The organism is Mesoflavibacter zeaxanthinifaciens DSM 18436, from assembly GCF_000422365.1.
In the GTDB taxonomy this organism is placed as follows: domain Bacteria; phylum Bacteroidota; class Bacteroidia; order Flavobacteriales; family Flavobacteriaceae; genus Mesoflavibacter; species Mesoflavibacter zeaxanthinifaciens.
Map to the genome: position 1 here is coordinate 1 of NZ_KE383820.1, position 13,649 is coordinate 13,649.

Annotated in this window: 14 protein-coding genes; 8 read left to right on the forward strand and 6 right to left on the reverse strand. The window is 30.9% G+C overall.

Annotated elements, in window-relative coordinates; translation table 11 throughout:
- A partial coding sequence (locus H574_RS14240; RefSeq protein ID WP_036227634.1) for an OmpA family protein occupies positions 1 to 289 on the forward strand: 289 nt, incomplete at its 5' end.
- A gap of 212 nt (positions 290 to 501) precedes the next feature.
- On the opposite strand, the gene H574_RS0112085 is transcribed toward H574_RS14240, so the two are convergent.
- Positions 502 to 2,046: an Rne/Rng family ribonuclease gene (locus H574_RS0112085; protein WP_027880826.1), complete on the reverse strand. Its 1,545-nt coding sequence runs from the start codon at positions 2,044 to 2,046 to the stop codon at positions 502 to 504.
- A gap of 307 nt (positions 2,047 to 2,353) precedes the next feature.
- Positions 2,354 to 2,644, reverse strand: a complete 291-nt coding sequence (locus tag H574_RS0112090; RefSeq protein WP_019386001.1) for an HU family DNA-binding protein — start codon at positions 2,642 to 2,644, stop codon at positions 2,354 to 2,356.
- Positions 2,645 to 2,783: 139 nt separating this feature from the next.
- On the opposite strand from H574_RS0112090, the gene mutY reads away from it, so the two are divergent.
- The 4 genes from mutY (at position 2,784) to gldD (ending at position 6,285) form a co-directional block, all read left to right on the forward strand.
- Entirely contained in the window at positions 2,784 to 3,824 is a 1,041-nt protein-coding gene (gene mutY / locus H574_RS0112095; RefSeq protein ID WP_027880827.1) for an A/G-specific adenine glycosylase, read from the forward strand.
- 92 nt (positions 3,825 to 3,916) lie between these two features.
- Positions 3,917 to 4,372, forward strand: coding sequence for a single-stranded DNA-binding protein (locus tag H574_RS0112100; RefSeq protein WP_027880828.1), 456 nt, complete (start codon positions 3,917 to 3,919; stop codon positions 4,370 to 4,372).
- A 10-nt stretch (positions 4,373 to 4,382) separates the two neighbouring features.
- The gene (locus H574_RS0112105; protein ID WP_027880829.1) at positions 4,383 to 5,687 is read left to right on the forward strand and encodes a gliding motility-associated protein GldE; all 1,305 of its coding nucleotides are present in this window, start codon (positions 4,383 to 4,385) and stop codon (positions 5,685 to 5,687) included.
- A gap of 16 nt (positions 5,688 to 5,703) precedes the next feature.
- Entirely contained in the window at positions 5,704 to 6,285 is a 582-nt protein-coding gene (gldD, locus tag H574_RS0112110) for a gliding motility lipoprotein GldD (RefSeq protein WP_027880830.1), read from the forward strand.
- 1 nt (position 6,286) lies between these two features.
- Here gldD and H574_RS0112115 read toward each other — a convergent pair whose 3' ends face one another.
- Positions 6,287 to 7,114 (reverse strand): alpha/beta hydrolase, encoded by an 828-nt coding sequence (locus H574_RS0112115; protein ID WP_027880831.1) that lies wholly within the window; start codon positions 7,112 to 7,114, stop codon positions 6,287 to 6,289.
- A gap of 98 nt (positions 7,115 to 7,212) precedes the next feature.
- Positions 7,213 to 7,725, reverse strand: a complete 513-nt coding sequence (locus tag H574_RS0112120; protein WP_027880832.1) for a heavy-metal-associated domain-containing protein — start codon at positions 7,723 to 7,725, stop codon at positions 7,213 to 7,215.
- Between the two features lie 99 nt (positions 7,726 to 7,824).
- On the opposite strand from H574_RS0112120, the gene H574_RS0112125 reads away from it, so the two are divergent.
- Positions 7,825 to 8,721, forward strand: coding sequence for a DMT family transporter (locus tag H574_RS0112125; protein WP_036227636.1), 897 nt, complete (start codon positions 7,825 to 7,827; stop codon positions 8,719 to 8,721).
- Between the two features lie 35 nt (positions 8,722 to 8,756).
- Here H574_RS0112125 and H574_RS0112130 read toward each other — a convergent pair whose 3' ends face one another.
- The gene (locus H574_RS0112130) at positions 8,757 to 10,835 is read right to left on the reverse strand and encodes a M16 family metallopeptidase (RefSeq protein WP_027880834.1); all 2,079 of its coding nucleotides are present in this window, start codon (positions 10,833 to 10,835) and stop codon (positions 8,757 to 8,759) included.
- A 49-nt stretch (positions 10,836 to 10,884) separates the two neighbouring features.
- The gene (locus H574_RS0112135) at positions 10,885 to 12,207 is read right to left on the reverse strand and encodes a M16 family metallopeptidase (RefSeq protein ID WP_027880835.1); all 1,323 of its coding nucleotides are present in this window, start codon (positions 12,205 to 12,207) and stop codon (positions 10,885 to 10,887) included.
- Between the two features lie 191 nt (positions 12,208 to 12,398).
- On the opposite strand from H574_RS0112135, the gene H574_RS0112140 reads away from it, so the two are divergent.
- Positions 12,399 to 12,851 (forward strand): DUF4199 domain-containing protein, encoded by a 453-nt coding sequence (locus tag H574_RS0112140; protein WP_027880836.1) that lies wholly within the window; start codon positions 12,399 to 12,401, stop codon positions 12,849 to 12,851.
- A gap of 97 nt (positions 12,852 to 12,948) precedes the next feature.
- Complete coding sequence (gene rplU / locus H574_RS0112145) at positions 12,949 to 13,602, forward strand: 50S ribosomal protein L21 (protein WP_027880837.1); 654 nt, start codon at positions 12,949 to 12,951, stop codon at positions 13,600 to 13,602.
- The last annotated feature ends 47 nt before the right edge of the window (positions 13,603 to 13,649 follow it).

A 13,649-nucleotide genomic window follows, 5' to 3' on the forward strand; every position in this document is an offset into this window, starting at 1 on the left:
AGCAGCGTTTGAATTAGACAATTTAGTACAAGTGATGAATAAATACCCAGATATGGTTATAGAAGCGACGTCTCACACAGACTTTAGAGGTTCTGATAGCTACAACCAAGGTTTATCAGAAAGACGTGCACAAACTACAAGACAGTACATTATCTCTAAAGGTATTGATGCTAGCAGAATATCTGCATCTGGTAAAGGTGAAACTGAGCCTGCTGTAGATTGTAACCCTTGTAGCAAAGAACAACACCAACTTAACAGAAGAAGCCAGTTCTTAATTGTGAAGCAGTAATCTAAATTTTATGCTGAAATAATCAGCTTTATCAATACTAAAAAAGCGGTAATTTGAACCAATCAAATTACCGCTTTTTTGCGTTAAGGATGGTAGTGACATCCTTTTTTTGCTTCCATATAAGGCAAAAAAAGATATAACGAACAGCCTGTTAAAACGCCCAAATTTTTACAATAAAAAAAGCCTCACTAAATAATTAGCAAGGCTTTGGATTATTTTATTAAATCACCATTTTTATCGTAAAAATGATATTCTAAATATGTGTAAGCATCTCTAGGTTGTATTTTTACCCATTTTTTGTGTTCAAAAAACCATTTTGAACGTACAGATGGAAAACCTTTTGTTAAAAAGGCTGCTATAAAAGGATGTGTGTTTAAGGTCACCTTTTTATAGTCTTTTTTAAATAGTTGTTCTAAGTCATGAGTTATTTTTTGTACCAATACTATTGGTGCTTCGACCTCTTCTCCATTATCACCATTAGGGTTAACTTCTCTGGTTTTAATGTTCATTTCTGGTCTTACTCTTTGACGTGTTATTTGAATCAATCCAAACTTACTAGGAGGTAATATTTTATGTTTGGCTCTATCATCTTTCATTTCTTCACGTAAGTGATTGTAAAGTTTTTTTCTGTTTTCGGCAGAGTTTAAATCTATAAAGTCTACTACAATAATACCGCCCATATCGCGTAATCTTAACTGTCGTGCTACTTCTGTTGCAGAGATAAGATTTACTTCTAGCGCAGTATCTTCTTGTGAGTTTGATTTGTTAGATCTATTACCGCTGTTAACGTCTATTACATGAAGTGCTTCAGTATGTTCTATTACAAGGTAGGCACCTTTAGCCATAGATACTGTTTTTCCAAAAGAAGTTTTTATTTGTCGTTCTATCCCAAATTTCTCAAAAATGGGAACTTTAGATTGATAGAGTTTGACAATTGATTCTTTATTTGGTGCAATTTCTTGCAAATAATCTTTTATTTGAAAATAAAGCTCTTCATCATCTACATGTATACCTGTAAAAGTGTCGTTAAATATGTCTCTTAAAATTGAAGATGCTTTATTTAATTCTCCTAATACTTTGGTAGGATGATGGGCTTTGTGTAGCTTTTTACACATTGTTGTCCAACGACTTAACAAATGCTGTAAATCTTTGTCTAGTTCGGCTACTTTTTTGCCTTCAGCTACTGTTCGTACAATAACGCCAAAACCTGGTGGAGTTATACTTTTTACCAATCGTTTTAAACGGTCTTTTTCTTCTCTATTTTCTATTTTTTGAGAAATAGATATACGATCAGAAAAAGGGACTAAAACAATATATCTACCGGCAATAGAAAGCTCTGAGCTTATTCTTGGACCTTTTGTAGATATTGGTTCTTTTACGATTTGTACTAAAATAGACTGATTTGATTTTAAGACGTTGTTTATTTTACCGTCTTTATCAATGTCTTTTTCAAATGGGTAATCTTTTAAAGAAAAGTCTTTTAATTTACCTGTGCTTACACGTTTTGTGAATTTTAAAAGCGAAGAAATTTTTGGTCCTAAATCATGATAATGCAAAAAGGCATCTTTTTCATATCCTACATTAACAAATGCAGCATTAAGACCTGGTACAGCTTTTCTTATTTTGGCGATAAACACATCGCCAACAGCAAACTTGTTACCATCTTCATCTTTATGTAATTCAATTAGTTTTCCATCTTTTAATAAGGCAAAATCAACAGCTTCTGGACTAGACCTAATAATTAATTCTTTATCCATTTAGGTTAATTTTTATCCATACGATTAAGTATAGATGGATTATACAATTTTCACAGGATTTTTAATCCGGCTGAGTTTATTTTTACGCAAGGTTATAACGTAATTTTTTTAAACTCTATTTTCAAAGAACGAAATTTTAAAAAACCAAAAAAGTAGTTAAAAAACTACTTTTTGGAATTATTTTTTCTTTTTGTGACGGTTAGCGCGTCTACGTTTTTTACGCTTATGCGTAGCAACCTTGTGTCTTTTACGTTTCTTACCACTTGGCATAGGTTAATGTTTTTAAATTAATAATTCGTTTAAATTTTTACTTTACGTCAACATTTGTCTTAACGCCTTCTACAAATACTTTTGCTGGCTTAAATGCTGGAATATTGTGAGCTGGAATCTTTATTGTTGTGTTTTTAGAAATATTTCTTCCAGTTTTTTCAGCTCTAGTTTTGATGATGAAGCTACCGAATCCTCTTAAGTACACGTTATCTCCACTCTCTAAAGATGTTTTTACTTCTTCCATAAAAGTTTCAACAGTCGCTTGAACATCTCCTTTTTCAATTCCTAATTTCTCAGAAATTTTTGCTACTAAATCAGCCTTAGTCATTTTCTTTTATTATTTGGGTTATTATATTTTTTTTAAGGGTTGGCAAATATAGGCATTTAATATTCAATATTTCAAACCTAATTCATTAAATTTTAATGCTATAAACTTTACTTTTGCATTTCTTGTAGTTTTTAGCCCTATGAATTTTTCAACAAAGTTAATTAATTGGTATACAGTAAACAAACGCGATTTACCTTGGCGTAGTACGAATAACCCTTACTATATCTGGCTTTCTGAAATTATCTTACAGCAAACACAAGTTGTTCAAGGTACACCTTATTACCATGCTTTTACAAGTCAATTTCCGACAGTTTTTGACCTTGCAAATGCTAATGAAGAAGACGTTTTAAAATTATGGCAAGGATTGGGTTATTACTCACGCGCACGAAATTTACATTGGTCTGCAAAATATATAGTAAACGAGCTTGATGGTGTTTTTCCTGATACATATAAAGATATTTTAAAGCTAAAAGGTGTAGGAGATTATACTGCTAGCGCAATTGCCTCTATTTGCTTTAACGAAGTAACTGCAGTGGTAGATGGTAATGTTTATAGAGCTTTATCAAGAATTTTTGGAATTGAAACACCAATAAACTCTACTCCAGGACAAAAAGAATTTAAAGCGTTAGCACAACAATTAATAGATAAACAACAACCTGCTATTTTTAATCAAGCTATAATGGAGTTTGGCGCAAGACAATGCAAACCTAAAAATCCAGATTGTAGTGTTTGTCCTTTTAAAACAAGTTGCTTAGCATTAAAAGAAAATAAAATTGCTGTATTACCTGTTAAGCTTAAAAAAACTAAGGTTACTAAAAAGTACTTTAATTTTATAGTTATTATTTCTAAAAACGAAAAAACAATTTTAGAACAACGTATTGGAAGCGGGATTTGGCAAAACTTATATCAATTTCCTTTAATTGAAACTGAAAAACCTTCAACTTATAATAATATAAAGTCTAAGATTGAAAATTTAGATGTTTTAGAAGATATGAATTTTGATGTTCATTTATATAATGATACAGATATAATATATAAACTATCGCATCAACATTTGTACACAAAATTTTGGATAGTTAGTATAGATAAAAGTATTGAAAATGGTATTGATATTTCTAATATAGAAGACTTTCCTGTACCTATTCTAATAGGTAACTTTATTGATAAATTTAATTTTTAAAATTTATAATTCATTCACTTCAAAAAAAATTATTAATTTTAATAACATACAGACGCAATTCTGTAATTTTGCGTCCTTAATATTAAATAATTATGTCAGGAACACTAAACAAAGTAATGCTAATTGGGCATTTAGGAGACGAAGTAAAAATGCACTATTTTGAAGGTGGTGGCTGTGTAGGACGTTTTCCTTTAGCAACTAACGAAACTTATACCAATAAGCAAACTAACGAGCGTATTAGTAATACAGAATGGCATAATATAGTTGTACGTAATAAAGGTGCAGAAATCTGCGAAAAATACTTGTCAAAAGGAGATAAAATATATGTTGAAGGTAGAATAAAAACTAGAAAATGGCAAGATGATTCTGGTAACGACCGTTATAGTACAGAAATACAAGTGACAGATTTTACGTTTTTAAGTAATAAAAACGAATCTGAAGCTATGCAAGGTAATGCACAAGCAAAATCGATGCAACAACAAGCACCAAAACCTGAAACACCAAATACACAAACAGTAGAAGACGATAATGACGATCTTCCTTTTTAAGTAATATTATATGGATCCTGAACCCTCGTGTTTTATCTTACTTTTAGCTAGTACTAATATAAATATAGTACTAGGATTTGTACTTTTAATAGTTCTTTTAATTGGTTCTGCATTAATTTCTGGAGCAGAAGTTGCTTTATTTTCTCTGTCAAGAACAGACTTAGAAGACGAAGAATTAGCTGCAAAAAACCAAATAAAAATAATTACCAAGCTTTTAGAACGACCAAAAAAACTACTGGCAACCATATTGGTGGCAAATAACTTTATAAATATTGGTATAGTAATTCTGTTTGCTTTTTTAAGTGAGTTTATGTTTAAAAATATTACATCTACTTTAATAAAATTTATAGTTGATGTAGTAGTTGTTACCTTTCTAATATTACTTTTTGGAGAAATTTTGCCAAAAATATATGCTAGCCGTAATAATTTAAAATTTGCCACTTTTATGGCATATCCTTTACGTGTTTTAGATGTAGTGTTTTCTCCGTTAAGTTTACCAATGCGTGCTATAACGCTAACAATACATAGCCGATTAGGAAAACAAAAATCAAACCTTAGTGTAGATCAATTATCTCAAGCATTAGAGCTAACAAGCGAGCATGATACAACCAAAGAAGAGCAAAAAATACTACAAGGTATTGTAAGTTTTGGTAATACAGATACCAAGCAAGTGATGCAACCACGTATTGATGTATTTGCATTAAGTATAGATCAAACTTACACAGAAATTGTGGAAGAAATTGTAGCCAACGGTTATTCCAGAATACCAGTTTACCAAGATAATATGGATAACATAAAAGGTATTTTGTACGTAAAAGACTTGTTGCCTTATTTAAATGAAAAAGAATTTGATTGGACATCGCTTTTACGTGATCCATTTTTTGTGCCAGAAAACAAAAAATTGGATGATTTAATGTCAGAGTTTCAAGAGAAAAAAGTACACCTTGCTGTTGTAGTTGACGAATATGGCGGAACTTCAGGTTTAGTGTCTTTAGAAGATATTATAGAAGAAATTGTTGGTGATATTAGTGACGAGTTTGATGACGAAGATTTAATCTTTTCTAAGCTAGACGATAAAAACTATGTTTTTGAAGGGAAAACAGCATTAAAAGACTTTTATAAAATTATAAAACTTGAAGACGATACTGTTTTTGAAGACAATAAAGGAGAAGCCGAAACTTTAGCTGGATTTATTTTAGAGAATTCTGGAGGTTTTCCTAAACGAAACAGTAAAATAAAATTTGAAAATTACGTTTTTACTATAGAGTCTTTAGATAAAAAAAGAATTAAGCGTGTTAAGGTAACTTTACCCTAACCAAAATGTAGAATTGATGATACAAAAACTAACATATTTACTTTTAGGTTTACTCTTATTAACCAGTTGCGCAGAAGATCCTGTGCCAAAACCAAAAGGGTATTTAAGGTTAGAGTATCCAGAAGCAACTTATAAAAGTTATAATAAACAATTACCGTTTTCTTTTGAAAGAAATACACTTAGTGATACCGTTAAAATTAAAACCATTCCTAATGATCCTAGTAGTTTTGGATTAAACTTAGAGTATGAAAAATTAAAAGGAACAATTTATCTTACTTATAAAACCATACACGACGAGGAAGAATTAACTAAGTTTTTAAAAGACGCACAAAACTTTACACAAGAACACACACGCAAAGCTGATGAAATTGTAGAGCAAGTTTATGATAATAAAGACCGAAAGGTTTACGGAATGTTTTACGAAGTTGGTGGTAATGCAGCAAGCCAATCACAATTTTATGTCACAGATAGTACAAAGCACTTTTTAACAGGTTCTTTATATTTTTACGCAAAACCCAATTACGATTCTATCTTACCTGCTGCTAACTATCTGCAAAAAGATATTAAACACATTATGGAAACTTTAGAGTGGAAATAATTTATTTTTTAGAACTATAAATTTTCTCAAAAGCATCATATACTGCAATATGTAAAGCATCTCCGTGAGTTTTGTTTTCTAAAAAGTTAAAAAACAACCTTGTATTTTGTTTTTTATTAGAGTTTAGTTTTTCGTAAAGTTGTTTGGTTGTACGTTCCATAACTTGCCCTTCTTTACCAACTGCTATGTAAATAGCTTTATTATTGTTATAATTAATAGGTTTGAAGTTTAATAAATTTTCATCATCCCACCACAAACTAGGACTAACAATAATATAATTGTCAAAAAGGTTTGGTTTTTTTAATAATATTTCTGTTGCTAATAAGGCGCCTAAAGATTGACCAATAATTGTTTTTTCTTTACTAGTTTTAAATTTAGAGTTAATGTAAGGCTGAAGTTCTGATTCTATAAAACTTATAAATTTTTCAGATTTTCCAGATGAAGGAAATTCTTTTTGGTCAAGTTCATTTTTAGATGGATATGTAAAATCTCTTTTTCTGTCTACATTAGCAATTCCTACAACAATAGACTCTGGCAACATATTAATCCAAGAAAACGAACCAAACTGTACAATTCCTGAAATATGTATAAAATCTTCGTCTTTAGAACCGTCTAATAAATAGATTACAGGATAGGTCTTTATACTGTCTAGATTGTAAGATGCAGGTAAATAGATATTTAATTCTCTGTTTTCGTTTAATATTTTAGACTTAATTTTTACTGTTTTACCAATTGTAAAAGTTGTATCGCTAATGGTTTGAGGTAATGTTTGAGCTTTTATAAAATAAGTACACAAAATTGTAATGAATAAGAGAATTTTATTTTTCATTTTTAATAAATTTTATCCAAAATATGAATAATTAATGATTTTAAAGCATAAAAAAGCCTCGACTAATCGAGGCTTTTTATTATTAATTTTTAAATGTCTTAGGCTTTTTTAGCTTTTTCTGCACAAGTTTTTTTGCACGTTTCTTTGCAAGCCATTTTTTCTGCATCTGTTTTGTTTGCACATTTTTCTTTACATTTTGCAGAACATTCTTTTTTGTCTTTAGTAAAACTTTCTACAGTTTTCATGTCTTTTACACTGTATTGATCTGCAACACTTGTAACTGTGTTTTCTAAACTTTCTGGTGTTACTTTAGCATCATCATATTCTACCATTGCTAATTTTTTGTCAAAATCTACTGTTGCAGATTTTACACCTTCCATTTTAGCCATTTTCTTCTCGATAGTTTTTGCGCAACCCATTGCACAAGTCATTCCTTCGATAGTGAATTCTGCCTTAGCATAGTTAGCGTTTGGATCTAATTTAGCTACTTCATTATTAGTTGTAATTTCAGAGTTTGGAGAAGTTACTACTTCTGGCTTAGCTTCATTTTTACAACTAAACGCAAAAAGTGTGACAATAGCTAAAGCTAATATATTTTTAAATAATTTCATTTTATATAGTATTTAATTATTACTGAATAGATTACAAAACTAAGAAATATTGTTAATTATTGTATGTATTATTCCATTTTTGTAGTGTAAAAATTGACTATGCAAAATAATGATTATTTAAAATGGGTTTACCTATTGATGTTGTCTTTAATTTGGGGTACATCTTTTATCCTGATAAAAAAGGCATTGATAGGATTAAATGCTTATCAATTAGGAGCTTTACGCACGATTATTACCGGTGTGTTTTTGTTTATTGTTGGTTATAATAAATTGAAGCTTCTCAAAAAAGAAGACTGGAAATGGATAGCGCTTTCAGGTTTTGTAGGCTCATTTTTTCCTGCGTTTTTCTTTGCTATAGCAGAAACTGAAATTGATAGCGCTGTGGCTTCTATTTTAAATAGTTTGGTGCCTTTAAACACGGTTTTGTTAGGTGCTGCTGTTTTTAAAATAGCGACAAATACTAGGCAAGTTATTGGGATTGTAATTGGTTTTGTAGGGACTTCTATTTTAATTCTTGAAGGAGCAGATCTAAATCCAAATCAAAATTATTGGTATGCAGGTTTTGTAATTGCATCTACAATTATGTATGCAATTAATGTAAATGTTATAAAAACTTATTTGCAACATGTTAAACCATTAAGTATTGCAGCAGGTAATTATGTTATAATTTTTATTCCTGCATTATTGGTGTTGATTTTGACTGACTTTTTTAATGTTGAAAACTTAGACCAATCAGAATTTGTAAGCTCTATTGGTTTTGTAGTTGTTTTATCTTTTTTTGGTACCGCTTTAGCCAAAGTTTTATTTAATAAGTTAGTGCAGATGTCAACACCTGTGTTTGCATCTTCTGTAACTTATATAATGCCAATTGTAGCATTAATTTGGGGATTATTAGATAATGAAACTTTTAGTTGGACCCAAGGTTTGGGTAGTTTGATAATATTATTTGGTGTGTTTTTAGCAAATAGAAAGCAAAAAAAAATCCGAAGTAATTAAACTTCGGATTTTTAATAAATATCATAAACAATTAATTATTCAAAGTCTGCTTCTGTAACACCTTCGTTAACTTTAATTGCTTTAAAATTCATAGATATAGTTTGAGGTCCAGAAACAATTGTTTGACCATACGGTAACTGTACTCCGTTAACAGGAGAATAGTTGTTGTATGATACAACTGTTTTAATTTCTTGACCTTGTGCTTCGGTAGTACTTTCTACTTGAGTTAATAAGTTAGTAGACGTATTGTAATAACGGAAGATTTCATTATCTCCATTAACTACTTTTACTTTGTAGTTATCCTCTCCGTTAATAGAAACAATGCTTTCTAAGCTTACATTGTTCATGTCCAAATCAGTTTCTGGGAATAATGCTGGGCTAGCTTTTTTCTCTGCAATTTGATCTTCTGTCATATCTCTTTTCATTCCTTGTTGCTCCATATATCCAGTTGTTCCATTCCACTTTTGCTTCATTAAAGTACCCATACCTTCAGCGTTCATTTCTAAAGATTCTTTGTTAGGCATCATGTATTTTACTTCTGCAGTTAAAGGAATTGGCACACCTTCAATTTTTACATCTCCACTCATGTGTACTGTTTTTACAGCTTTGATTTTGTCTATTCCACCAACAGCTGTTAAGTAATTATCAACTACTGTTTTTGCAGTAACACCATCAGGGATTGGTTTAGAAAATACTGGCTTTTCTACAGGGTTTGCAAATTTGTCAAAATACTTAATAGGTAATCCTGTTTTTTCTAAGTTAGGTATTACTTCGCTTCCTTTACCAACTATAATAACTCTTGCATTTTCAGGCTTAAAATATTTATTAGCTGCATCTTTAATGTCTTGAACTGTAAGTGCATTAATTCTTGATAAATAAGTCTTGTAGTAATCTGCAGGAAGATTGTTTAGTTTAATGTTTAGAGCATTTCTTGCAATAGTTTGTGGTTGTTCTAAAGACATGATAAAACTACCTACATACTTAGCTTTTGCATTTTTTAAAGCTTCTTCAGTAATCGTTTCGTTTTTAATACGATTTACCTCTTTAAGCATTTCTACTACAGAGCTATCTGTAACCATATTTCTTACTTCTGCAGTAGCTTCAAATCTTGATGCACCATATTTATTTGCTCCTATACTAGAATAAGATCCATAGGTATAACCTTTATCCTCACGAAGGTTTAAGAATAAATAACCTTCACCACCACCACCAAGGATGTAGTTAGCAACTTTAGCAGCTAGGTAATCGTCATCATTCATTTTTAAGTCTACATTGTTAGTTAAAGCAATGTTAGATTGAACTGCGTTTGGCATATCAACAAAATTGATTTGCGTAGCAGGTACATTAGGATTTGGTTTAATTACATTAGTTGTAACATCTATTCCTTTTTCCCAATTTTTAAAATATTTCTTTACGTTTTTTTCAACGGTTTTAAAATCTACATCTCCAACAATTACAAGGTAAGCATTGTTTGGGTTAAAGTATTTTTGGTAAAAAGCTCTAACATTATCTAACGTAATATTATTTACAGTTTCTTCTGTAATAAATTCTCCATAAGGATGTTTTTTACCATAAGCAAGTGCAGAACCTACTCTTCCTGCTACAGCAGATACACTTTTTTCTGAATTTTTAAGTCCTTCTAAAACTTTAGTTTTTTCTTTGTCAAACTCTTCTTGTGTAAATAATGGGTTAATTGCTGCATCTGCCATTAACTCCATAATACGCTCAGAATATTTAGATAAACCAGAAGCGTATGCGCTACTAGATCCAAAACTTAATCTTGCTCCTAAAAAGTCAATTTCATCATTAAATTCGTCTTTAGATATATTTGTAGTTCCATTACCTAACATAGCTCCAAGCATACTCGATACTCCAGCTTTGTCTCCTTCTACAATTGGATTGTTGTCAATTGTTAAAGAGTAAGATACGCGTGGTAATTTGTGGTTTTCTACAACTAAAACTTTAAGTCCATTTTTAAGTTGAAATTCTCCTGGTACTTCTAGAGTAATGGTTGGAGCAGGACCTGGTTTAGGTTGTACAGATCTATCAATTTGAGCTGTTGCAGAAATTGATAAGAACAATACGGCTAATAAGGCTGTTATTTTTGTTTTCATTATGTTTTATATTTTAAATTGAAAAATTGCCGAAGCTAATCTTCATTTCTTATTTGTTATCTTTTTCCTCTGGTAAATACTCTAATACAAGACGCTTATTAGGCTGTAAGTATTTTTTAGCTACTTCTTGCATATCTTCTCTAGTAATAGATCTATAGATTTCAATTTCTGAATTGATTAAATCTGTATCACCGTAAAGCATGTAGTATCTAGCTAAAGAGTTAGCAATACCTGAGATACTAGAATTAGAATTTACAAATTGATTTTCAAATTGATTTTGAAGTTTTTGATAATCTCTTTCTGATATTAATTCGTTTTGAACTTTAACAATCTCTTCATCAATTTCTTTAATTAGATCAGAAAGTTTTACATCTCCTAAAGGAAGACCAAAAAGGATATAAGTACCGTAGTCTTCTTGGCTATTGTTAAAAGCACCAACTTGTAAAGCCATTTTCTTTTCGTCAACTAACTTTTTGTAAAGTACAGAAGATTTTCCGCTACTTAAGTAAGTAGATAACATATCTAAAACGTAAGCGTCTCTATCTTTCATAGATGGCGTACGATAAGCAGCTACAACAGCAGGTATTTGGATGTTAGCGTCGTAAGCTTTAGCATTTATTTGTTCTGTTATTGGGTCTTCTTTTGGGAAGTTTCTTGTAATTTCTTCACCTCTTGGAATTGGTCCAAAATAATCTTTAATCATTTTTTTAACCTGAGGTACATCTATATCACCAGCTACAACTAAAACAGCGTTGTTAGGCACATAGAATTTTTTGTTAAATGCTTGAAACTCTTCTAAAGTTGCTGCATCTAAATGTTCCATCTCACCAATTGTAGTCCAACGGTAAGGATGTTTTTTAAACATGTGTTTTTTTACGTTTTCAAAAAACTTACCATAAGGAGAGTTATCTACACGTAAACGTTTTTCTTCTTTTACAACTTCATTCTGTGTATCTACACCAATTTGATTAATTACAGGATGCATTAAACGCTCAGATTCCATCCATAAACCTAATTCAACTTGGTTAGAAGGAAAAACTTCGTAGTAGTACGTTCTATCATCTGTAGTATTAGCGTTGTTGCTACCACCATTTGATGATACTATTTTAAACCAATCTCCACGAGGAATGTTTTCTGTACCTTCAAATAAAAGATGCTCAAAAAAGTGAGCAAATCCTGTGCGTTCTGGGTTTTCGTCTTTAGCACCAACGTGATACATTACAGAAGTAGTAACAACAGGTGCAGAATTGTCTTGATGTAAAATAACGTGCATGCCGTTATCTAAATCATACTCTTCATACTTAACTTCTTGAGCATTAGCGGTAAAACCAGCCAACACTAAAGCTGCTAATGAGAATAAACTTTTTTTCATGTTTAAGATATTTAATTGTCTATTTTTTGGTATTAGTATCAAATCTTAAAGATTTGTTACACTTTTTAACAAAAATAACAATAGAAATGGCTTAACATCCTTTCAATCAGAAAAATTAACATCAAATTATAAAAAAACAGTTTTTTTTTCACGAAATTAAATGGACTATTTAACCAATAAAATAAAAAACTATGAAAAATATCTCATTACCTATTAAATATGGGTTTGCCATAAGTGCAGCCCTTATTGCTTATTTTTTAATTTTAGCATTATTTAATTTACACACAAATCCTTTTTTTAGTTTGTTTAATGGCTTTATAACGGGATTTGGTATTTACGAAGTTATTAAGCATCAAAAACTAAAACAAGATGAAGACTTTACTTACTCTAATGGATTTACATCAGGCTTAGTAGCAGGATTCTTAGCTGCTATTGTTTTTACAATATTTTTTACGTTATATGCTACCGAAATTAATCCTGATTTTTTAAGTCAGCTACTTACTGTATTTAAACAAGATTACAACGTACACATAGGATTAGTGGCTTTTGTAGTTGCAATTATGGGATTTGCTACAACAGTAGTCTTAACCTTAACTTGCATGCAAATGCTAAAAAAGAGCAGAAATATGCTTCAAAATGCCTAAAACGTTTGTAGATTAATTAATTAGAAGTATATTTGCATCCGCTTTCTGAGAAAACAGAAGCAATTAGTAATAATTAAATTAATAAAAACGTTACGCTATGTACGCAATTGTAGAGATAGCAGGGCATCAATTTAAAGTTGAAAAAGACCAAAAAGTTTTTGTTAATCGTTTAGCAGTAGAAGAAGGTAAGCAAGTTGATTTTGACAACGTACTTTTATTAGCAGACGGTAGCAATGTAACAGTAGGCGCCCCAGCTATAGATGGAGCACAAGTAAGTGCAAAAGTCTTAAAGCACCTTAAAGGTGATAAAGTTATTGTTTTCAAAAAGAAAAGACGTAAAGGTTACCGTGTGAAAAATGGTCACAGACAAGCCTTAACTGAAATCGTAATTGAAAACATAGTAGCATCTGGAGCTAAGCCAGCAAAAAAAGCTGAAAAAGCTGCTCCAAAAAAAGAAGCTAAAGCAGAAGCACCAAAAGCAGCTGCAAAAAAGTCTACTGCTAAAGCAGACGATTTAAAGAAAATTGAAGGTATCGGACCTAAAATTGCAGAAACTTTAGTAGAAGCAGGAATTGCTACTTATGCAGATTTAGCTAAAGCTAAACCAGCAAAAATTTCTGAAATCATCGAAGGTGTTCGTGGTAATCACGTACCAGACACTTGGCCTCAACAAGCTCAATTAGCTGCTGATGGTAAGTGGGATGAATTAAAAGAGTTACAAGACAAATTAGATGGTGGAGTAGAAAAATAATCTACAACACTTAAGTATAACACAACGTTACTGCGTAAAGCAGAAAC

Coding starts and splice junctions, on each gene's coding strand:
- H574_RS0112135 (WP_027880835.1), bottom strand. CDS start 12,207: ATGAAAAAAAGTTTATTCTCATTAGCAGCTTTAGTGTTGGCTGGTTTT.
- H574_RS0112085 (WP_027880826.1), bottom strand. CDS start 2,046: ATGGATAAAGAATTAATTATTAGGTCTAGTCCAGAAGCTGTTGATTTT.
- H574_RS0112090 (WP_019386001.1), bottom strand. CDS start 2,644: ATGACTAAGGCTGATTTAGTAGCAAAAATTTCTGAGAAATTAGGAATT.
- rplU (WP_027880837.1), top strand. CDS start 12,949: ATGTACGCAATTGTAGAGATAGCAGGGCATCAATTTAAAGTTGAAAAA.
- gldD (WP_027880830.1), top strand. CDS start 5,704: ATGATACAAAAACTAACATATTTACTTTTAGGTTTACTCTTATTAACC.
- H574_RS0112115 (WP_027880831.1), bottom strand. CDS start 7,114: ATGAAAAATAAAATTCTCTTATTCATTACAATTTTGTGTACTTATTTT.
- H574_RS0112140 (WP_027880836.1), top strand. CDS start 12,399: ATGAAAAATATCTCATTACCTATTAAATATGGGTTTGCCATAAGTGCA.
- H574_RS0112100 (WP_027880828.1), top strand. CDS start 3,917: ATGTCAGGAACACTAAACAAAGTAATGCTAATTGGGCATTTAGGAGAC.
- mutY (WP_027880827.1), top strand. CDS start 2,784: ATGAATTTTTCAACAAAGTTAATTAATTGGTATACAGTAAACAAACGC.
- H574_RS0112105 (WP_027880829.1), top strand. CDS start 4,383: ATGGATCCTGAACCCTCGTGTTTTATCTTACTTTTAGCTAGTACTAAT.
- H574_RS0112120 (WP_027880832.1), bottom strand. CDS start 7,725: ATGAAATTATTTAAAAATATATTAGCTTTAGCTATTGTCACACTTTTT.
- H574_RS0112125 (WP_036227636.1), top strand. CDS start 7,825: ATGCAAAATAATGATTATTTAAAATGGGTTTACCTATTGATGTTGTCT.
- H574_RS0112130 (WP_027880834.1), bottom strand. CDS start 10,835: ATGAAAACAAAAATAACAGCCTTATTAGCCGTATTGTTCTTATCAATT.